The following is a 19,843-nucleotide window of genomic DNA, read 5'->3' as shown; positions in this document are numbered from 1 at the left end:
CCCAGCCGCCGCCTCTCCCCTCCGCCCCCGTTCGCCGGCACCCCCCCGCGCTCGCGGGGTGGCCCAACCCCTCCCGCCCCCTCGGCGCCGCCCCGCCCGGCGCCCCCCCCACCACTGCGACCGGGACGTACGTCACCCGGTGGAGACGTTGGCCACCGTCCACTGCTGGTTGGCCTGCGGTCCGCACGGCCACAGGATCAGCCGGGCGGCGTCGGCGATCGAACCGCCCTCGACGTCCAGGCACTTGCCGCCGGCCCTGGAGACCAGGCGCCGGAAGCCGAGGACGGTGTCGGCCACCGTCCAGATCTGGGCCGTGTCGCCGCCGCACGGTGCGGACCGGACGGGGGTCCCGTCGGCGCTGGATCCGCCGGCCGGGGTCAGGCACTGGCCGGCCTCGCGGTCGACCAGCTTGACCTCACCGCCTCCGACCGGTGTCACGGTGAACTGCTGGCCGGCGGCCACCCCCAGCGTCTGCTGGACGGCGGACCGGGCGGCCCCGGCCCCCTGGAGCCCCACGACCTTGCCGCTCTTGGCACTGACCAGCACCGCGGGCTTGCCGGCCGCCGAGCCGCACCCGTCGAGGGTGCACCCGGGAACCCAGGCCGCCTGCCCCGTCTCGTACGCACCCTGGTCCGGGGCCGCCCCGGAGTGGCCGTCGGTGACACCGGCCACCGGCACACCCGCGTCGACCGCCGGCGAGGAGGGCGTGAGGGTGAAGTCACCGGAGTTGGGGCCGCGGTACTTCGGGTCGGGCAGACCGCCGTCCTTGCTCCGGGTGGTGATCAGGTTGTTGCTCTGGTTGGGAGTTCCGTCGTCGACGTGGTCGTACGGCCTCCCGTCCTTGTGCGAGCCGTCAAGGATGTTGTTCCGCAGGACGTTGTTGGCCACGCGGGACGGCTTGGCGTAGTAGTGGTAGATCGTGGAATTGTCGGCGGACACGATGGTGTTGGCGGTGAAGGCACCCGTCAGGTAGGGCAGGTCCTTGCCCGATTCTTCGAAGCCGCCGAAGGAGACGCCCGTTCCACCGCGCAGGTTCCAGATCACGTTGTGGTCGACGTTCAGGTCGTAGCTGCCGTTGTCGAAGTGGAACCCGTTGCCGATCTGGGCCGGGTCGTGGATCCAGTTGTGGTCGATCCTGGTGCCGGTGTAGGCCGTGTTGCAGCAGGTGTACACGGCACCCAGGTCGTAGTTGATCTTCGCGTAGTCGGTCATCTCGTTGTAGGCGATGCGGATGTTGCGGTAGCCGTCGTTGGGATAGGCGTTGGTGTTCATGTTGATCACGTCACGCCCCGTGCTGCGCATGGTGTTGTGCGTGATCGTCACGTCCTTGCTGCCGACCTCCAGCGCCACCGCCGCGGTGTAGGTGCCCCCGTAGGCGACGTCGCGGATCAGGTTGTTGGTCACGACGTGGCCGCTGCCCCGGATCGAGATGCCGTTGCCCATCGAGAGACGCAGCACGCTGTTGCGGATCACGTTCCCGGTGCCGTGCAGCAGGATGCCGCTGTCGGAGTGGTGGTTGGCGTCGTAGATGCCGGCGTAGGGCAGGCTGCTGTCGAACTGGGTGGTCTGCCAGGTGGAGGTGTACTGGGCGGTGATGCCGTCGAGGACGTTCTGGCTGCTCCTGTCGTCGGTCGTCACCGTGGTGGCGTGCAGCCCGATGTCGCGGACGGTGATGTGGCTTCGTCCGTTGAGGTCGAACCCGTAGTTGCGGCGCTTGGCCGTCACGCCCTCGGGTGCGGCGCCGTTGGGGGCCCAGAGGTAGAGCTGCTGCCCGGCCGGGTCGTAGTACCAGGCGTTCGGGCCCCGCAGCAGGGACTTCTTGCCGACGACGCGGAACTTCGACGTTTTCTCGGCACCCGGCTCGACGTGCTTGTCACTCGCGGGGAACCGCAGCTGGAGCACCTTGTTGCCGCTGTCCAGCGTGCCGCCGGTGACGGACGCCGAGTTCGCCACCCACCCTCCCGCCAGGTAGACCGTCGCCCCGGTCATGTCGCCCAGCGCGGGGAACTGGTCGTACGTCAGCGTGCCCGTCAGCATGGCGGTGCAGGGGGGCGTGGGACAGTGGTCGGGGGATCCGGAGCGGGTGGACTTCCAGCCCCCCGTGATGAAGGACTCCTGCCACGGGTCGCTGGTGGCCGCCGGGTACGCCGCCTCGGGCACCAGGGACCCTGCCGTGAAGACCTGGTTGGCCCAGAGGTCCGCGTTGGCCGGGTACTTGGTGGAGCCGTAGGGCGCGGCGGGGGTGCCGGCGAGCTTCACCGGCGCCCTGTAGATCTGTCCGGTGTCGCGGACCCAGCCGCCGACCGGGTCCGTCCCGTCCACGGTCACCCGGGCGCCGGGGGCCGCCGTGAAGGTGATGGGCGCACCCGCGCTGCCGGACGCCTTCGGGGTGACCGTCTCCCGGTAGGTGCCGGCTCCGATCAGGCAGGTGTCGCCGGCGACCGCGAGGTCGGCGCACCGCTGGATAGTGCGGAACGGCGCTGCCGCCGTACCGGCCGCGTTGTCGTTACCCGTCGTCGCCACGTGGCGGACGGTGGGTGTCGCCGCCGCGGCGGGCACCGGCGCGAGGCCGGCCGTCGCGATCAGCAGCGTGATCAGGGCGGAGACCGCCCGGACGGGCGGACCCGCGGGGCGCCCTCGGGTACGGCGCGGTCTGGTGGACAGGTAGTTCATCGTCGAACTCCTCACGACTCAGGAGGTGGGGGTGGGTGGGGGGGTGGAGCGTGTGGGAGGTGGAGCGTGTGGGGGGTGGGTGGGGAGGTGGAGCGTGTGGGAGGGGGTGTGGGGGCGCCTCAGCCCTTCTCGGACCCGGCGAGCTGCGCCGAGGTGAGGTGGCGCTGGGCGAGGAGGAACATCAGCAGGATCGGCAGCACGGAGAGGACGCCGGCCAGCGCCGCCTCCGGCAGTCCGATGTCGATGTTGGAGAAGTTGGGGTTGCCCGAGACGATGTTCTCCATCGGCAGGACGCTCAGCCCCAGGGGCAGGGGGTAGTCGTCGGTGTCGCCGAGCATCAGGTAGGGCAGCATGAAGTTCGTCCAGGCCGAGACGAAGCCGAAGAAGCCGATCAGCGCGACCAGCGGCCGGGCGAGCGGCAGCGCGACGGAGAAGAAGATCCTCACCTCGGAGGCGCCGTCCACCCGGGCCGCCTCCAGGAGGGAGTCCGGCAGGCTGCTGGAGAAGAAGGTGTAGGCCAGGTAGACACCCCACGGGTAGAAGGCCAGGGGCAGGATCACGGAGAGGGCCGTCCCGGTGAGGTCGACCGCGGCGAGCTCGATGTACAGCGGGAGGACGGTGGCGGAGGTCGGCACGATCATGGCGATCAGCGTCGAGATCAGCAGCGTCTTCCGGCCGACGAACAGGAACTTCGCCATCCCGTAGCCGGCCGTGATGCAGAGCACCAGGCTCAGGGCCACGCCGGTCGACGAGTAGAGCAGCGAGTTGCCGATCCAGCGCAGGACGATGCCGTCGTTGAAGGCGTACAGGTTCTCCCAGGCCCGCCCGATGTTGGCCGGCGAACCGATGGAGAAGGGGAAGCCGTCGCGGATCGACTCCTCGGTCCTGGTCGGGACCAGGACGAGCCAGACGACCGGTGCGAGGAAGACGGCGGCTGCCGCGAGCAGGAGCGCGTCGCGCGTCCAGGCACCGGCCCGTGCGCGCGCCCGGTGCCGCCGCGGGGGTATCGGGATCATGGGACTACCTCCGGGCGTCGGTCTCGTAGAACTTGGTGCGGTAGATGACGATCAGTGCCGCGCCCAGGCCGACGGCCAGGAGCAGGACGGACAGCACGGAGGCCCGGCCGAAGGAGAGTTCACCGCTGGCGTAGACGTAGGCGAGCTGGTTGGGCGACCACGTGGCGCTGATGACTCCCTTCGAGACCAGCGACAGCATCTGCGGCTCGACGAAGAGTTGCGTCCCCCCGGCGAAGCTGGTGATGAGGATGAACGCGAGGTACTTGCGGACGATCGGCAGCTTGATGTGGACGGCCTGCTGCCAGCCGTTGGCGCCGTCCATCCTGGCCGCCTCGATCACCTCGTCCGGGATGGACTGGAGAGCCCCGTAGAGGATCACGATCCAGCCGCCGGCGCCCGCCTCGACCGCGACTGCCGAGAGGACCACCGGGAGCCAGGGCCCGCCGAGGAGTTCCGCGCTGGAGTCGAATCCCAGGGCCCGGAGCAGCGGCGCCGCGGGGCTGTACTGCGGGCTGATCATGAAGATCCACATCATCGCCGCGGCCGACCCCGTCACAGCGCCGGGCAGGTAGTACGCCAGGCGCATCACCCCGGCGAACCGTCCCTTGCGCGCGTGCAGCAGGAGGCTGAGCGAGACGACCGTCAGCAGCAGCAGCGGGAGCCAGATGGCGAGGTAGAGCGCGATGTGTTCGACGGCCGGCCCGAGCCGGTAGTCGGACGCGACCCTGGTCCAGTTGTCGGTCCCGGTGCGCTCCCCGCCGTAGGGGTCGGAGACCACGAAGGTGGTCCACAGGCCGTATCCCACCGGGAGGAGGCCGAAGGCGATCAGGAACAGCAGGTACGGGCCGACGAACAGCGGGCCCGTCCAGCGGCCCCGGCGGCCGGGCCGCACGGGCCGCTTGGTCCTTGCGGTCGGCACGCTCGGCGTGGTCCGCTCGCTCGGCGTGGTCCGCACGGTCGGCTTGGTCCTTGCGGTCGGCGTGGTCCGGCTCAACGGGACACCTTGTAGCCGGCGTTCTCGGCGGCCTGCACCAGCTGCTTCTGCCACACCGGCAGCGCGCCCGCCAGGTCGCCCTTCTTGCTCGCCGTGGCGACGAAGGTCTGCGCGTAGGAGTCGGCGAACTGCCCCTCGAAGCGGATGTAGTCGTAGTTCTCGGCGATCCGTCCGGCCGCGTCGAGCATCGTCGGGCAGGGGTCCGCGGCGTAGAACCGGTCGGCGGCCCGGGCCGCACACCACTTCTGCGCCGTCGGCGTGTGGGCGGGCAGGGCGGACGCGGCCACGATGCCGTCCGCGGCGTCGCTGGTGGTCAGCCAGGTGGCGATCTCGGCGGCGCCCTTGACGTTCGGGCTGTGCCGGGACACCACCCAGAGTCCGCCGCCCATGGCGCCCGTGGTGGCCACGCTGTCACCCGCCCAGGTCGGCACGGGGTGCGCGGCCAGCTGGCCGTCGGGAATCTTGTACGAGCCCTTGAAGCCGTACTCGCCGAACCAGCCGGCCGCCGGGTACATGAGGATCGCGTTCTTCTTGCCGACCTCCTCGGTGAACGTCGGGTCCCAGGGGCTGGTGGCGGTGACGGTCCCGTTCTCGACCAGGGGCTGGAGGAGTTCCGCGACCCGGGTGCACCGCCGGTCCGTGAGGTCGATCCTGATGTCGGCGGGGCCGGTGGTCTCCCGGTCGGGACACCCCGATCCCCCGAAGAACGCGCCGTAGCCCGAGACGTCGTTGATCCCGCCGATCACGTATCCCGGGTGCTCCTTGCCGAGCTTGACCCCGAGTTCCTGGTACTCGGCCCAGGTCTTCGGCACGCTGTAGCCGAACTGCTTCATCAACGTCTCGTTGGTCCAGAGCACCACCGGCGCGGTGTCGTTGGCGAGGCAGAACACCTTCCCTTCGTAGGTGCAGCCCTCCAGCGTCCCCTTGGCGAACTGCTTACGGGTCTGCTCCGGCACCAGTTCGTCGAGCGGCTGGGCGAAGCGCAGCGGGGCGGCCGCCAGCGCCGAGACGTCCGACGGGGAGCCCAGGAACACGACGTCCGGCCACCCCTTCCCGGCCCGGTCGGCGAGGGCGATCTTCTGCGCGACCTCACCGGGCTTGTAGCTGGTGAGCACCACCTTGACCCGCGCCTGCGGGTGGGCCTTGACGTAGGCCTCCACGGCCGGCTGACGCGTGTCGTCCGTCCAGACGGTGAGGGTGGCATCGGCATTCCCGGCACCGCCGCTGCTGCCGGCACCGGTGCACGCGGCAAGGGCCGAGACCGCCGTCACGGCGCTCAGCGCCACGGCGAGCGCACGGGGACGAGGGTTCTTCGGATGCGGACGGTTGGTGAACATGGAGCTGTTCCTCTCTGGACTGCCCGGCCCACGTCACGCGGCGGCAGCCCCGGTGAACGGGGCCGCGCCACGGTCGTGCCGGGAGGATGCGCAAGGGGGGAAGACCGGGCCGCGGCGGGGGTGGAACCGGCGGCCGAATGCGGTGGTGGGCTGAGTGTTACCGGGAACATTTTCACTGTCAACGCTTTGGGCAGAACATGTGGAAGTCACACCGCGGAAACACCTCCGGAACCGAACACAGCCGTTCGGAGAGCGGTGCAGACCTGAACGGCTTCCCTCCCCGACCGATCGGGGCAGCTCCGGGCAACCGACCGACGGACCCGCCGGACGACGGCCGGCCCCGGGTCGATCCACGGTCTACCGAGGCGGGCTTGACGCGCCGAGTGGTACCGGTAACATCCTGGTTCATGTCGGCAGGGTCGCTCCGGCAGGCGTGGACGAGGAGAAAACAGCATGGGGCAGAGCGGACCGGCCGACATCGATCAGCCAGGCGGCGGCGCCGTCATGCGCGATGTCGCCCGGGTAGCGGGCGTGTCGAAACAGACGGTCTCGCGCGTGCTCAACGACAGCCCGGCGGTACGCCCGGAGACCCGGAACCGCGTGCTCGCCGCCGTGGCGGAGCTGGGCTACCTCCCGAACCAGGCCGCCCGGACGCTCACCACCGGCCAGACCCGCAACATCGGTGTGATCGCCTACGACGTGGCCGACTTCGGCCCCGCGAACGTGGTCCAGGGCATCGCCTTCGCCGCGCAGGAGGTCGGATACACGGTGAGCGTCGCACCGATGCGCTCACTGGGGCACATGCCGGTGCGGGACGCCGCGACCCGACTCCTGGAACGCTCGGTCGACGGGCTGATCACCATCGCCCCGCACCGCGACATCGCGAAGGCCCTGCTCGACCTCCCCCGCAAGGTGCCGGTCGTCGCCGTCGACGACTCGCTCGATCCGCTCGTCCCCGTCATCGCGGCGGACCAGGTCGAGGGGTCACGGCGCGCGACCGAGCAGCTCCTGCACCTCGGGCACCGGACCGTCCACCACCTCGCCGGTCCGAGCGGCTGGATCGCCGCCGAACAGCGCCGCGAAGGATGGCTGGCCGCCCTGACCACGGCGGGCGCTCCGATCCCCGCCCCCCTGGTCGGCGACTGGAGCGCGGCGTCCGGCTACGAACTGGGCCGCGTGCTGGCCGCCGACCCGGAGGTCACCGCGGTGCACGCGGCGAACGACCAGATGGCGGTCGGCCTGCTGCGCGCCCTGTACGAGGCCGGCCGCCGGGTACCCGAGCAGGTGAGCGTGATCGGCTTCGACGACATCCCCGAGGCCGCCTACACCATCCCCCCGCTGTCCACCGTCCGGGTGAACTTCGGCGACATCGGGCGGCGGTGCATCAGCGTCCTGGTCGAGCAGCTCCGCAGCGGTACGACGACGGCCCGGCAGCAGCGGCCCTGGCTCCCCACCGAACTGGTGATCCGGGCCAGCACCGGGCGTCCGCCCACCGCCCCGGACCGCCCGTAGCACCCGGCACGGCCCCGGCCTACGCGCTCGGACAGACCGCACGGTCCCCAGCTCCTTCGAGGGCCTGGCGGCTCCGCGGTCCGTACTCGGTACGGTCACGTTCCCTCCCGGCTATGCCCGCCGCACGGTGGAAGTTCCTGAGGAACCGCTCGGTCGCGTCGTCGAAGCCTCCGTCGACGAAGGGCACGTCCTCGGGCACGCAGTTCGCCCTGATGAGCAGGTCCTGCATCCTCGCCACGTCCGGCCCCACGTCTCCGCGGTGCAACGCACGGGCGGCGGGCGTGGGCGTTGGCGTGGGCGCGGGAGTCGCGGCGGGGGACGTCACGGGCGACACGGAGGGAGGGAGCGCGGCGGCCGGTGTACGCGACGGAGTCGCGGCCGGTCCCGGTCCGTGGTCGGTGACGGAGGGCGTCGGCGACGAGGGCTGGAGCGGCCGTCCTGCCGTCGGCGTCGGAGACGGTGTGGCCGGAAGCGGGGACGGCGGAGCTGAGGCCGTGGGTGTGCCCACGGCGGGCGGATCCGGGACCGGGTTGTCCCCCGGTGACGCCAGTGGCAGGGCGAGGACCACCACCGCCAGCCCCGCGCCGGCAACCGCTCCCACGCCCCAGCGCCGTACGGGCGCGGGCAGGCCACCTGCCGGGCCCGCCGCCCCGGTGCCGAGCGGCACGGCGGATGTCCCCGGCCCGGGTGGTGCGGTGACGGCCCCGACGACCGGCGGGTCGAACCGGATCAGCAGCCCCCTCCGCAGGTGGTCGGCGTCCCAGCGGTGCACGGCCGCCAGGTCCGCCAGGACCGTGCCGCACCGGGAACAGCGGGCGAGGTGGCGGGCCACCTCGGCGGGCGCCGGCCCGTCCTCGGCAGCCGTCTCGGCCAACACCACGGCCAGGTGGCGACAGCCCCGCTCCGCCACGGTCGCGACGTGCACCCGCACGCACGCGTCGGCGAGCGCCTGCCGGGCGGCAACAGGCGGGGCCTGAGACCCGGGCGGGGCGGCGAGGCCCCGCCACAGCTGCGCCGCCTGCGGTTCGGGGAGCACCGCGAACGACCGCAGCAGCAGGCTCTCCCCCTCGGCGGCGGACAGGGCGGCCCGGTGGCCGCCGTGCACGGCGGCCCGTTCGTCCAGCCAGTGCAGGAAGCCGGGCGCCACGGTGTCCCGCCGGCCGGCCACTGCCCGTCCTGCGGCGAGGTGGCGGGCTTCGGCGAGGAGTGGGACGAACCAGCTCGGGCCCGGTACCGCGCCGCCCCGGTCGCAGGCGTCGACGGTCCTGGCCAGGGCCTCGGCCGACAGCTCCCGCGCGTCCTCCGCGGTGGCGCCCAGTCCGCGCACACAGGCCAGGATCACGTCACCGTAGCGTCGCGTCAGTTCGTCCACGGCGCTCCTCCCCCGGCTCGCCGGGGCAGCAACGCCTTGAGCCGGGCATCGGTCCATGCCCGGAACGTGGGTGGCATGCGGCTCCTCTCCGGCGGCCCCCCGTGCGGTGACCTCGCACCGCGGAGGTGGCGCCGCCCTGTTCGATCGACGTCGGGCGCCGGCACACGGCCCCGTCCCGAGCTGCGGGCCGCTCCCGAACGAGCGGCTCCTCCCCGGACGGCCGTGTCCCGGCCTTCCGAAGAGGAGTCGTGAGCGGCGCCTTCCGTCCCGCGCCGTTGCCGAACCGTTATGGAGAATCTCCGCGCCGGAGGGGTGCCGGAGCGGGCAGGGCGGCCCGCTCCGACGGGTGCTCCGCGGACGCCGAGGGGTACGTCCGCGGAGCGGGGCGACGCGGCGGCGTCCCGCCCGGCGTCAGCCGGTGCCGGCGAGCTGGACCCGGACGAACCGGCCGTCGGCGCCCACGGGGACGGTCAGCTTGCCCGGCTTCGGCACGCTGCCCGCGATATGGACCGTCCTGACCGCGGGGTCGGCCTTGATCGCGTCGAGGCTGCCCCCGGTGAGGCCGGTGGGCGCGGGCGGTTCTTCTGAACATGGGTGGATGCTCCTTGCCGCGTGTCCTGCGTGAGGGTGGTCGGGCTGTTGCCCGGGGCACGAGAAGGGATGGGGGGATCCGGTGGAACCGCTGCCGCCGACGGTGAGGAGACGTCAGCAGGACTGCGGACCCGGGCGGGGACCTCCTTGTGACCTCCTCCGTTCACACGCCGCCCGGCGCTCCCCGAACCTGGGCCCGTTCGACCGTTCGTCGCACCGCTCACCGCAGAACGCGACCGCTCGCCGCACACTCCGGTGCGATGCCTACCGGCGCGCGCCCGCAGGCGCTGGGATACGCCGCAGGAACGAACCCGCTGGTGGGAGGGGCCCCGACGACGGCCCCGCACCACCCGGCGAGCAGGGCCCGGGACCCTGACGCGCACCCGTGCGACAGCCCCACCCGGCCCCGCTCCTCCACCGCACCCGCTCACCCAGGAGGCACGCGTGGACACTCCACCCACCACCCGGCCGACGGTCCCCGACCGCCCCGAACACCTCGAACAGAGCGAGGAGTTCCGCCGGCTCCGCAGGTCCTTCCGCGGTTTCGCCTTCCCGGTGACCGCGGGCTTCATCCTCTGGTACCTGCTCTACGTCCTGCTCTCCAGTTACGCCCCCGGCCTCATGGGCGCCAAGCTGTTCGGCCACGTCAACGTCGCCCTCGTCCTCGGCCTGCTCCAGTTCGCCAGCACCTTCACCATCGCGGCGTGGTACGCCCGTTACGCCGACCGCCACCTCGACCCGCCCGCCGCCGCCATCCGCGAAGGCCGGACGGCCGAGGCACCCGCCGCCCCCGGGAGGGCCGACTCATGACCACCACCCTGCTCGCCGCCGGCGCCTCCACCGAGCACCGCACCCTCACCATGACCCTGTTCGGCCTGTTCGTCCTGGCCACCCTCGGCATCACCCTCTGGGCCGGCCGGCAGACCAAGGACGCCGCCGACTACTACGCGGGCGGGCGCGGCTTCACCGGCTTCCAGAACGGCCTGGCCATCTCCGGCGACTACATGTCCGCCGCGTCCTTCCTCGGCATCGCCGGCGCCATCGCCCTCTACGGCTACGACGGCTTCCTCTACTCCGTCGGCTTCCTCGTCGCCTGGCTGGTCGCGCTCCTGCTGATCGCCGAACCCCTGCGCAACTCGGGACGCTTCACCATGGCCGACGTCCTGGCCTTCCGGATGCGCCAGCGCCCCGTCCGCACCGCCGCCGGCATCTCCACCATCGTCGTGTCGATCTTCTACCTGCTCGCCCAGATGGTCGGCGCGGGCTCCCTCGTCGCCCTGCTCCTCGGCGTCAGCGGCGACGGCGCCAAGCGCTGGACCATCGTCGCCGTCGGCGCCCTGATGGTCGTCTACGTGGTGATCGGCGGCATGAAGGGCACCACCTGGGTCCAGATCGTCAAAGCCGTCCTGCTCATCGCCGGCGCCGGCCTGATGACCGTCCTGGTCCTCGCCAAGTACGGCTTCAACATCTCCACCATGCTCGGCGCCGCCGCCGACGCCGGCGGCAAGGGCTCCGCGTTCCTCGAACCGGGACTGAAGTACGGCGCCACCGGCACCAGCAAGCTCGACTTCCTCAGCCTCGGCATCGCCCTGGTGCTCGGCACCGCCGGCCTGCCGCACATCCTGGTCCGCTTCTACACCGTCCCCACCGCCAAGGTCGCCCGCAAGTCCGTGCTCTGGGCGATCGGCATCATCGGCGGCTTCTACCTGATGACCCTCGCCCTCGGCTTCGGCGCCGCCGCCCTGCTCGGTCCGAAGACCATCAAGGCCTCCAACGCCGCCGGCAACACCGCCGCACCCCTGCTCGCCGAACACCTGGGCGGAGGCCCCGGCACCACCGGCGGCGCGATCCTCCTCGCGGTGATCTCCGCAGTCGCCTTCGCCACCATCCTCGCCGTGGTCGCCGGACTCACCCTCGCCTCCTCCGCCTCCTTCGCCCACGACCTCTACGCCAACGTCATCCGCCGCGGCAGGGCGAGCGAGAAGGAGGAGGTCCGCTCCGCCAAACTCGCCGCCGTCGCCATCGGCGCCGTCGCCATCGTCCTGTCGCTCTTCGCCGACAAGCTCAACACCGCCGCCCTCGTCGCACTGGCCTTCGCCGTCGCCGCCTCCGCCAACCTGCCCACCCTGCTCTACTCACTCTTCTGGAAGCGCTTCAACACCGCCGGCGCCGTCAGCTCCGTCTACGCCGGACTCATCAGCTCCGTGCTGCTGGTCGCCTTCTCCACCGTCGTCTCCGGCAAGCCGACCTCACTGCTCCCCGACAGCGACTTCCACTGGTTCCCGCTCGAGAACCCCGGCCTGGTCTCCATCCCCATCGGCTTCCTCGCCGGCGTGATCGGCACCCTCCTCTCCAAGGAGAAGGCCGACCCCGCGAAGTACGCCGAACTGGAAGTCCGCTCCCTCACCGGACTCGGCGCCCACTGACCCGACCGAACTCCCCGACCCGAACGAGTCGGTTCCCCGGAGGTGGAAGCTTCCTCCGGTCCCGCGCACTCCGGCCAGGACTGCGCGGGACCGGACGAGGCCCGCCACCCGCGGAGGGTCGAGGAGCTGCGGGCGCAGGTCGGCCGGACCCTCGGCCCGATCGCCAAGCCGAGGACGAACGCCGCCCGATGCGGTCTACACTCCGCAGCATGCTGCGCGTACTGGCCGTCGACGACGAGGCGCCGGCGCTCGAGGAACTGCTGTACCTCCTGCGCGCCGACCCACGGGTCCGGAGCGCCGAGGGCGCCGGCGGCGCCACCGAAGCGCTGCTCCGCCTCAGCCGGGCACTCGACGCGGGACCCGACGGTCCGGAAGCCGTCGACGTCGTCTTCCTCGACATCCACATGCCGGGCCTGACGGGGCTCGACATGGCCAAACTCATCGCCGGGTTCGCCCGGCCTCCGCTGATCGTCTTCGTCACCGCCCACGAGAACTTCGCCGTCGCGGCCTTCGACCTGAAGGCCGTCGACTACGTGCTCAAGCCGGTACGACGGGAGCGGCTGGCCGAGGCGGTCCGGCGGGCGGGCGAACTGGCCGAAGCCGCGCGCGAGGGCGCCCCCGTCCCGGCCGACGTCCCGCCGGAGGCGCCCTCCGTCACGGCGGGGAACGCTCCGCCCGGGGGCCCGGCCGAGTACATCCAGGTGGACCGCGCGGGTGTCTCCCGGCTCGTGCCGCTCGCCGACATCGCCTACGTCGAGGCCCACGGCGACTACGCACGGCTGCACACGGCCGACGGCGACCACCTCGTCCGGATCCCGCTGGCCGTCCTGGAGGAGCGCTGGGCCCCGCACGGCTTCGTCCGCATCCACCGCAGCCACCTCGTCGCCCTCGGTCGCATCGACGAGCTCCGGCTCGACTCCGGGGCGACCACCGTGCGCATCGGGACCACCGTCCTCGCGGTCAGCCGCCGCCACGGGCGCCACCTCCGCGACCTGCTGATCCGTCGCGCCCACGGCTGACACCCGGACGCCGCACCGCACCGCCGCACCGCCCGGGGCCCGTTCCACACCTCCGCCGTCACGCGCCGCAGCACCCCGCCCGGCGTCGGCCTCATCCGCACATGACCTACCTTCCTCCGCCACCGCTCTGTACTCTTCGAGGACCCCGGACGCCCGTCCGGACGGTCCCGCCGGACGATGCCGGAGCCGATGCGATGCCAGCAGAGCACCGACCCCGCCGCGAGGTGGTCACCGGCATACCCAGACGCGCCGGCCGTCCGCCCGGTGACCGCCCGGCGCGCAGCGAGATCGCCGAACGGACACCCCTCGGGGACGTGTACGTGCGCTCCCTGATGCGGAGTCAGCTGCGTGCGGGGCTGTCCGCGCTGGGCCTGCTCCTCCTGCTGGTCGGCACCCTCCCGCTGCTGTTCGCCTCCCCCACCGCCGGCTCCGTCCCGGCCCGCGGTCCGGTCCTCTGGGCCGTGCTCGGCGTGGCCGTCCACCCGGTGATCTGGCTCGTCGCCCGCCGCTACGTGCGCCGCGCCGAACGCAACGAGCGCGACTTCACCGGGCTCGTCGAGGGCCGCTGAGCACGGCGACGGGATCGGACCGGTGAACCAGACCTACGCGGTGACGGCCGTCGCGCTCGTCGTCGTCGCCACCGTCCTGATCGGCGCGCTGGGCCTGCGCGTCTCCCGCACCACCTCCGACTTCTACGTCGCCTCCCGGACCGTCGGCCCCGGACTGAACGCCGCCGCCATCAGCGGCGAGTACCTCTCCGCCGCCTCCTTCCTCGGCATCGCCGGACTGCTCTTCCTCCAGGGCCCGGACATGCTCTGGTACCCGGTCGGCTACACGGCCGGCTTCCTGGTCCTGCTGACCCTGGTCGCCGCCCCGCTGCGCCGCTCCGGCGCGTACACCCTCCCGGACTTCGCCGAGGCCCGGCTCGAATCGCCCGCCGTGCGCCGGCTGGCCGCCCTGTTCGTCGTCGGCATCGGCTGGCTCTACCTGCTGCCGCAGCTGCAGGGCGCCGGCCTCACCCTGGAGATCCTGACCGGCGCCCCCGGATGGCTCGGGGGCGTCGTCGTCGCCCTGGTCGTCACCGGAGTCGTCGCCGCCGGCGGGATGCGCAGCATCACCTTCGTCCAGGCCTTCCAGTACTGGCTGAAGCTCACCGCACTGCTGGTCCCCGCGTTGTTCCTGCTCGCCGCCTGGTTCGGCGACGACACGCCGCGGGCCGGGTTCGACGCGACCGCCGTCCTCCGGCAGCACACCGTGGTGCGGATCGGCGACACCGTCCGGGTCGACCTGGACGAGCCGCTGACCGTGGGGGTCACCGGCTCCGTCGACGGTGCCCGCCACGGCGGGGAGCAGCTCACCCTGGACAGGGGCACCCACCGCATCGTCGCCGGGACGGAGCTGTCCTTCGCCCCCGGCACGGAGGTCCCCCGACGGGTCTCCACCGGGCCCGAGCCGGTCCGGTCCTCGCCGTTCGCGGAGGACGGCGGCCAGGGCCACCGGCTGTACGCGACGTACGGGCTGATCATGGCGACCTTCCTCGGCACGATGGGGCTGCCGCACGTCGCCGTCCGCTTCTACACCAGCCCCGACGGGCGGGCGGCGAGGCGTACCACGCTGGTGGTCCTCGCGCTGGTCGCCGCCTTCTACCTGCTGCCGCCGGTGTACGGCGCGCTGAGCCGCGTCTACGCGCCCGAGCTCGCCCTCACGGGCGCGGCCGACGCCGCGGTGCTCGTCCTGCCGGAGCGCGTGATCGGCGGCGTGACGGGGGACCTGCTGGGTGCGCTGCTGGCCGGCGGCGCCTTCGCGGCCTTCCTGTCCACCGCGTCCGGGCTGACCACGTCCGTCGCCGGAGTGCTGTCCCAGGACGTCCTGCCCTCGGCGGGGGTCCGGTCCTTCCGGCTGGCCGCCGTCATCGCCATGGCCGTGCCCTGTGCGGTGAGCGTCACGGCCTCCCACGTGCCGGCCGCGGACGCGGTCGCCCTTCCCTTCGCCGTGGCGGCGTCCTCCTTCTGTCCGTTGCTCGTTCTCGGGATCTGGTGGCGCCGGCTGACGCCGCCGGGCGCCGCGGCCGGCCTCCTCGCCGGAGGCGGCTCGGCCCTGGTGGCCGTCCTGGTGTCCCGGTCCGGGATCGCCCCCGGGGGCTGGGGCGACGTCCTGCTGGCCTGGCCGGCCGTCTGGTCGGTGCCGCTCGGCTTCCTCACCATGGTGCTGGTGTCGCTCGCGACACCGCGGCACGTACCGGCCGGGGCCGCCGCCGTCCTGGCGCGGCTCCACCTGCCCGAGGACATGGTCGGCCTCCCCCGGCCGGGGCCGGTCCCCGGCCCGGGCGCCGGTGGCGGCGCCGCCCGGCAGCCGGATCCCGCGGGGCGGCCGTGACCGCGGCGACCGTCACCACCCTGTGCACCGCCGTGGCCGTGCTGCTCGCCGTCGGCTTCCTGCTCGGCCGGGCGAGCGTACGGCGCGGGCCGGCACGGGACCTCGATCTCGGGACCCCGGTCGAGCGGGCGACGTTCCAGACCCTGCACACGGCGTCCCTGGCCGCCCCTCCGCTGCGGGCCGGGCTCACCGGGGACACCGCCCGCAGGGCCGCCCGCCAGCTGCGTTCCCTGCTCGGCACCGAGGCCCTGTGCCTCACCGACCGGGAAGCCGTCCTGGCCTGGGACGGCCGGGGCGCCGACCACCATCCGCAGCGGGTGATGGGGCGGATCACGGAGGTCCTCGCGTCGGGGCGCAGCCAGAGCATCCACACCGGCTGCGACGATCCCGCCTGCCCGCTCCGCTGGGCCGTCATCGCCCCACTGACCGGGGAGGAGGGCGTCCTCGGCGCGCTCGTGGCCTACGGGTCGCGCGAGTCCGCGGTGCTGGTGCGAGCCGCGACGGAGGTCGCCCGCTGGGTGTCCGTGCAACTGGAGCTGGCCGAGCTGGACCGCTCGCGGACGCGGATCATCGAGGCGGAGATCCGTGCGCTGCGGGCGCAGATCTCCCCGCACTTCATCTTCAACTCGCTGGCGGCGATCGCGTCCTTCGTCCGGACCGACCCCGAGCGGGCCCGTGAACTCCTTCTGGAGTTCGCGGACTTCACCCGGTACTCGTTCCGCCGTCAGGGCGACTTCACGCACCTCGCCGACGAGTTGCGCTGCATCGAGCAGTATCTGGCGCTGGCGGGCGCCCGGTTCGGCGACCGGTTGAAGGTGACCCTCCAGGTGGCTCCCGAGGTGCTTCCCGTCACCATGCCCTTCCTCTGCCTCCAGCCGCTGGTGGAGAACGCCGTCAAGCACGGTCTGGAGAACTCGGGGGGCGAGTGCCGGATCTCCATCTCCGCCCAGGACGCCGGCGCCGAGGCGGTGGTGACGGTCGAGGACGACGGGGTCGGTATGGACCCTGCGGAGCTGCGGCGTGTCCTGGCCGGGGAGGCGGGCGGGGCGTCGGGCATCGGTCTGTGCAACGTCGACGAACGGCTGCGGAGGGTCTACGGCGACGACCACGGGCTGGTCGTCGAGACGGCCGTGGGGGCGGGGACGAAGGTGACGGTCCGGCTCCCCAAGTTCCGCGCGGGTGTGCACCGGGTGCCCCGCAGCGGCGCCTGACCCGCCCGGACCCGGCCGTGGCCGGGTCCGGGCGAGTCAGGTCCGGGCGGGTCGGGCCGGGCCGGGTCAGGCGGTCTCCAGCTTCCAGTCCTGGCCGGCCGTGCCGCGGACGGGCTGCTGGACGATCCGGGCGCCGTCGGCGGTGGAGCCGGCCTCCACGTCGGCGCAGAGGCCGCTGGAGACGTTGACCAGGTGGACGTGGCCGACGGTCGTGGCGGGGACGATCCGCCACCACTGGTTGGGGCTGCGGGTGTTGGCCCACTGGTCCAGGGCCTGGCCGGGGACGGTGGAGGTGCCGGGGTTGTCCAGGACCTTGCCGCTGTGGAGGTTGACCAGGCGGAAGGAGCCGTCCGCCTCGGGTTCGAGGTCCCACCGCTGGTTGGCCCCGCCGTTCCAGGGCCACTGGACGACGCCTCCGCCGTCGGCGGTGGAGTGGTCGCGGACGTCGAGGACCTTCCCGCCGGCCCGGTTGACCAGGCGGTAGGTGCCTGCGAGCAGGCCGAGGTTGATCTTGGTGCGGGTGCCGGCGGTCAGGGTGACCCTCCTGGCGTGGGCGCCGAGCGGGGAGGCGGCGACCGGGGCCCGGGTGGTGATCGAGGTGATGCCCCGGCGGCAGATCAGGGTGATCTCCTGGGTGAGGTCCGAGGTCACGGTGACCGTGGCGGTGCGGGCCGCGGTGTCCCAGACGAGGCTCTCGACGAGGACCCGGTTGCGGCCGCGGACGCCCTTGACGGTGCCCCTGGCGAGTTGGGCGGGCAGGGCGGGCAGGAGCTCCAGGACGCCCGGGCGGGTGTGGAGCAGGGCTTCGGCGAGGACGGCCGGCAGGGCGTTGGCGGCGTCGGCGTTGTACGTGGTGAGTCCGGGGTTGTGGGAGGTCATCAGGGAGCGGAAGACCATGTCGTTGCCGAGGATCTTCCGGAGGTTCTCGTGGACGCCGGCACCGTCCTTGAGCCGGGCGCGGGCCAGCGCGCGGTGGAGGCTGCCGTGCGCGGAGAGGTTCTCGTCGCCGCGCAGGTCCAGGGCCCGGCCGGCGGCGCGGACCAGGTCGGGGCGCTCCTCGGGGTTGATCTCGTGCAGGGGCCACGCCCCGTACAGGTGGTGGACGTGCCGGTGGTTGTAGCGGTCGGTCAGGCCGGGCCAGGACCATTCCGCGAGCGCGCCGTCGCCGTTGACCGTGTAGTCGGGCAGTTGGGCCAGCAGGGCGGTCCAGCGGGCGACGCCCCGGCCCGGCCCCTGTTCGACGCCGAGGGCGTTCGCGGCGTCGACCGCCGCCCGGAGGGCGTGCCGTCCGGCCGCGATGTCGCCGGTGGCGTTGACCGCCAGCATCTGCCCGGTACTGGCGGGCGCGTTCTCCATCGAGTAGGACGGGACGAAGACCTTCTTCCCTCCGGCGTCGGTGCGGGTCAGGAAGTCCTCGTAGAACAGGGCGAGTTCCATGAGGGCCGGGCCCAGCTTGTCGCGGAGGAACGCGGCGTCGCCGGTGACCTGGTAGTGCTCCAGCAGGGGGTGGAGCAGCCAGTCGGCGCCGCCGGTCCAGCACTGGCCGGGGAAGTCGCCGCCGTTGAAGTGGAGCATGTGGCCGTGCTCGCCGTCGGTGCGGCTGGGGGCGAGGAAGCCGCGGGCGCCGTAGATCCTGGCGGCGTTGTCGCGCCAGTCGGCGAGCTGGCCGAGGACGAGGGTGAAGTAGCCCTGCATCGCGTCGCCGTGGCTGAGGATGTTGCCGCCGGCGACCTGGAGGTTGACGTTGGCGTCCGTGGTGATGTCGTCGGCCCAGGCGCCCGTCCAGCTGCCGGACCAGATGCCGGTGAGCCGCGGCGGGAGGATTCCGCTGGAGCTGACGAACAGGTAGCGCCCGGAGTCGTACATCCGCTCCAGGAGTGCCAGGTCGAGGCTCGACCGGTTGGCGTTCTGGCGGGCGATCAGTTCGCCGGTGGACAGCCGGCGGTCGGCGGCCGGGACGCCGAGGTCGAGACTCGAACCGTCGAACATCGCCCGGTGCAGCGGCCGGTGCCGGCCGAGCAGGGTGCCGTAGTCGGCCGTCAGCGCGGCGAGCGCCTTCTGCAGCGGCTGGGCGTCCCAGGCGTCCGGCGTCTCGTACCGGTCGAGCTTGGTGAGGAGCAGGACCTTGGCGGCCCCGGCGACGACCAGGGTGGAGCCGTGGACGGTGACCGACGCGCGGGCGCCGGTGACGACGACGCGGGTGACGCCCTGGTAGCCGAACGCTCCCTGTCCGGCAGGATAGGTGCCGCGGACGTCGAGGTAGCCGTCCCGTCCGACGGCCGTCGCCGTGGTGCGGAAGGTGACGCTGCTCGGCGTCCCTTCGAGGGCGGTGTGGACGCCGAGCACGGTGGCGACGGTGCGGCCGGTCGCGGGCAGCAGCTCGTGGACGACGACCCGGTCCGCGCGGGAGACGAAGGCACGGCGCCTCCAGGTGCCGGCCGCGTCGGCCCAGGCGTGGGTGACCTCACCGGTGCGGAAGTCGGTCAGCCGTGCGTAGTCGGCGGCGCCGCTCATCTCCGGCGTGCTCAGGTGGAGTTCGTAGCCGGGGTGGTAGGTCTGGGTCCAGCGCAGGGCCCAGTCTCCGGCGAAGGCGCCGGCCGCGCCGGCGTAGTCGCCGGCCAGTGCCTTGTCCTGCACCTCGGGGAGCCGTCCGGCGAGGTCGGGGGGCTGGACCGCGCGGGTGCCGTTGGGCAGGACGAAGCGGTGGTGGTTGACCACGACCTTCTCCAGGGCGGGGGTCCCGTGGAGCAGCGCGCCGTACTCGCCGTTGCCGGTGAGGAAGCCGTCGGTCCAGTCCGCGGCGGGCGTGGTGTCGTGGATCCCGCGCTCCGGGAGGGTGACCCGGGGCGGCACGGCGGCCGCGGCCCGGGGCGGCCGGAACCCGCCGGGCAGGACGACGGCGCCCGCGGTGGCGGCGGCCCCGGCGAGGAAGTGTCGGCGGCGCAGAGGGGGATCGGGCAGGCTCATGGTGGGGCTCCATTGGCCGGGTGGGGGAGGAAGGAGCAAAGGGGGAGGCGCAGAGCGCCTGCGGTGCACACGGGCGGCTCGGCGCCGTGGTCCGGGCCCAATGCTGCACATGGTCACGCCCGGTGGGATGTTAGCGTGAACATCGGGTTGCAGCCGAGTTTCGAGGACGAGTCGGCCCGCGTCAAGGCCTGGGCCCCACAAGCTATTTGGTCTCGACGGCCGGTCGGCCTCGCCCGCGGCCCCCCACCCGGAGCCCCTGGCGGACGCTTGACACCTCCCCCGGTCTTCCGATGTCATGAGAGCCCTCGCCTGTTTGAACGCGTTTAATTTTGTCACCCCCCGTTTGATC

At 72.8% G+C, this 19,843-nt stretch carries 13 protein-coding genes; 7 read left to right on the top strand and 6 right to left on the bottom strand.

Annotated features, from left to right (window positions below):
* Positions 1–132: 132 nt before the first annotated feature.
* The 4 genes from ACFWIC_RS15480 to ACFWIC_RS15465 all read right to left on the bottom strand — a co-directional run bounded on the left by ACFWIC_RS15480 (position 133) and on the right by ACFWIC_RS15465 (position 6,020).
* Entirely contained in the window at positions 133–2,673 is a 2,541-nt protein-coding gene (locus ACFWIC_RS15480) for an RICIN domain-containing protein (protein ID WP_380518848.1), read from the bottom strand.
* 119 nt (positions 2,674–2,792) lie between these two features.
* Complete coding sequence (locus ACFWIC_RS15475) at positions 2,793–3,689, bottom strand: carbohydrate ABC transporter permease (protein ID WP_380361787.1); 897 nt, start codon at positions 3,687–3,689, stop codon at positions 2,793–2,795.
* A gap of 4 nt (positions 3,690–3,693) precedes the next feature.
* Complete coding sequence (locus ACFWIC_RS15470; protein WP_380361785.1) at positions 3,694–4,683, bottom strand: carbohydrate ABC transporter permease; 990 nt, start codon at positions 4,681–4,683, stop codon at positions 3,694–3,696.
* A complete protein-coding gene (locus ACFWIC_RS15465) occupies positions 4,680–6,020 on the bottom strand; it encodes an ABC transporter substrate-binding protein (RefSeq protein WP_380518845.1) in 1,341 nt (446 codons plus the stop codon). Before ACFWIC_RS15465 ends, ACFWIC_RS15470 begins: the two co-directional genes overlap by 4 nt.
* 453 nt (positions 6,021–6,473) lie before the next feature.
* On the opposite strand from ACFWIC_RS15465, the gene ACFWIC_RS15460 reads away from it, so the two are divergent.
* A complete protein-coding gene (locus tag ACFWIC_RS15460; RefSeq protein ID WP_380518842.1) occupies positions 6,474–7,532 on the top strand; it encodes a LacI family DNA-binding transcriptional regulator in 1,059 nt (352 codons plus the stop codon).
* 19 nt (positions 7,533–7,551) lie between these two features.
* Here ACFWIC_RS15460 and ACFWIC_RS15455 read toward each other — a convergent pair whose 3' ends face one another.
* Positions 7,552–8,904, bottom strand: a complete 1,353-nt coding sequence (locus tag ACFWIC_RS15455) for a hypothetical protein (RefSeq protein ID WP_380518840.1) — start codon at positions 8,902–8,904, stop codon at positions 7,552–7,554.
* A 1,035-nt stretch (positions 8,905–9,939) separates the two neighbouring features.
* Here ACFWIC_RS15455 and ACFWIC_RS15450 point away from each other — a divergent pair.
* The 6 genes from ACFWIC_RS15450 to ACFWIC_RS15425 all read left to right on the top strand — a co-directional run bounded on the left by ACFWIC_RS15450 (position 9,940) and on the right by ACFWIC_RS15425 (position 16,527).
* Complete coding sequence (locus ACFWIC_RS15450; protein WP_266308911.1) at positions 9,940–10,305, top strand: DUF485 domain-containing protein; 366 nt, start codon at positions 9,940–9,942, stop codon at positions 10,303–10,305.
* A complete protein-coding gene (locus ACFWIC_RS15445) occupies positions 10,302–11,921 on the top strand; it encodes a cation acetate symporter (protein WP_380518836.1) in 1,620 nt (539 codons plus the stop codon). The genes ACFWIC_RS15450 and ACFWIC_RS15445 overlap by 4 nt, the downstream gene beginning before the upstream one ends.
* A 209-nt stretch (positions 11,922–12,130) precedes the next feature.
* A complete protein-coding gene (locus tag ACFWIC_RS15440) occupies positions 12,131–12,940 on the top strand; it encodes a LytTR family DNA-binding domain-containing protein (protein WP_266308913.1) in 810 nt (269 codons plus the stop codon).
* 194 nt (positions 12,941–13,134) lie between these two features.
* The gene (locus ACFWIC_RS15435; protein WP_266308914.1) at positions 13,135–13,509 is read left to right on the top strand and encodes a hypothetical protein; all 375 of its coding nucleotides are present in this window, start codon (positions 13,135–13,137) and stop codon (positions 13,507–13,509) included.
* Between the two features lie 22 nt (positions 13,510–13,531).
* Positions 13,532–15,316, top strand: coding sequence for a cation acetate symporter (locus ACFWIC_RS15430; protein ID WP_380518833.1), 1,785 nt, complete (start codon positions 13,532–13,534; stop codon positions 15,314–15,316).
* The gene (locus ACFWIC_RS15425; RefSeq protein ID WP_380518831.1) at positions 15,313–16,527 is read left to right on the top strand and encodes a sensor histidine kinase; all 1,215 of its coding nucleotides are present in this window, start codon (positions 15,313–15,315) and stop codon (positions 16,525–16,527) included. The genes ACFWIC_RS15430 and ACFWIC_RS15425 overlap by 4 nt, the downstream gene beginning before the upstream one ends.
* A gap of 66 nt (positions 16,528–16,593) precedes the next feature.
* Here ACFWIC_RS15425 and ACFWIC_RS15420 read toward each other — a convergent pair whose 3' ends face one another.
* Entirely contained in the window at positions 16,594–19,494 is a 2,901-nt protein-coding gene (locus tag ACFWIC_RS15420; RefSeq protein WP_380518828.1) for an RICIN domain-containing protein, read from the bottom strand.
* Positions 19,495–19,843: the final 349 nt, after the last annotated feature.

Origin of the sequence: Kitasatospora sp. NPDC127035 (assembly GCF_042726075.1) — a bacterium.
In the GTDB taxonomy this organism is placed as follows: Bacteria; Actinomycetota; Actinomycetes; order Streptomycetales; family Streptomycetaceae; genus Kitasatospora.
Note: the sequence above shows the minus strand (reverse complement) of the source record. Positions and strands in the feature narration are given on the sequence as shown.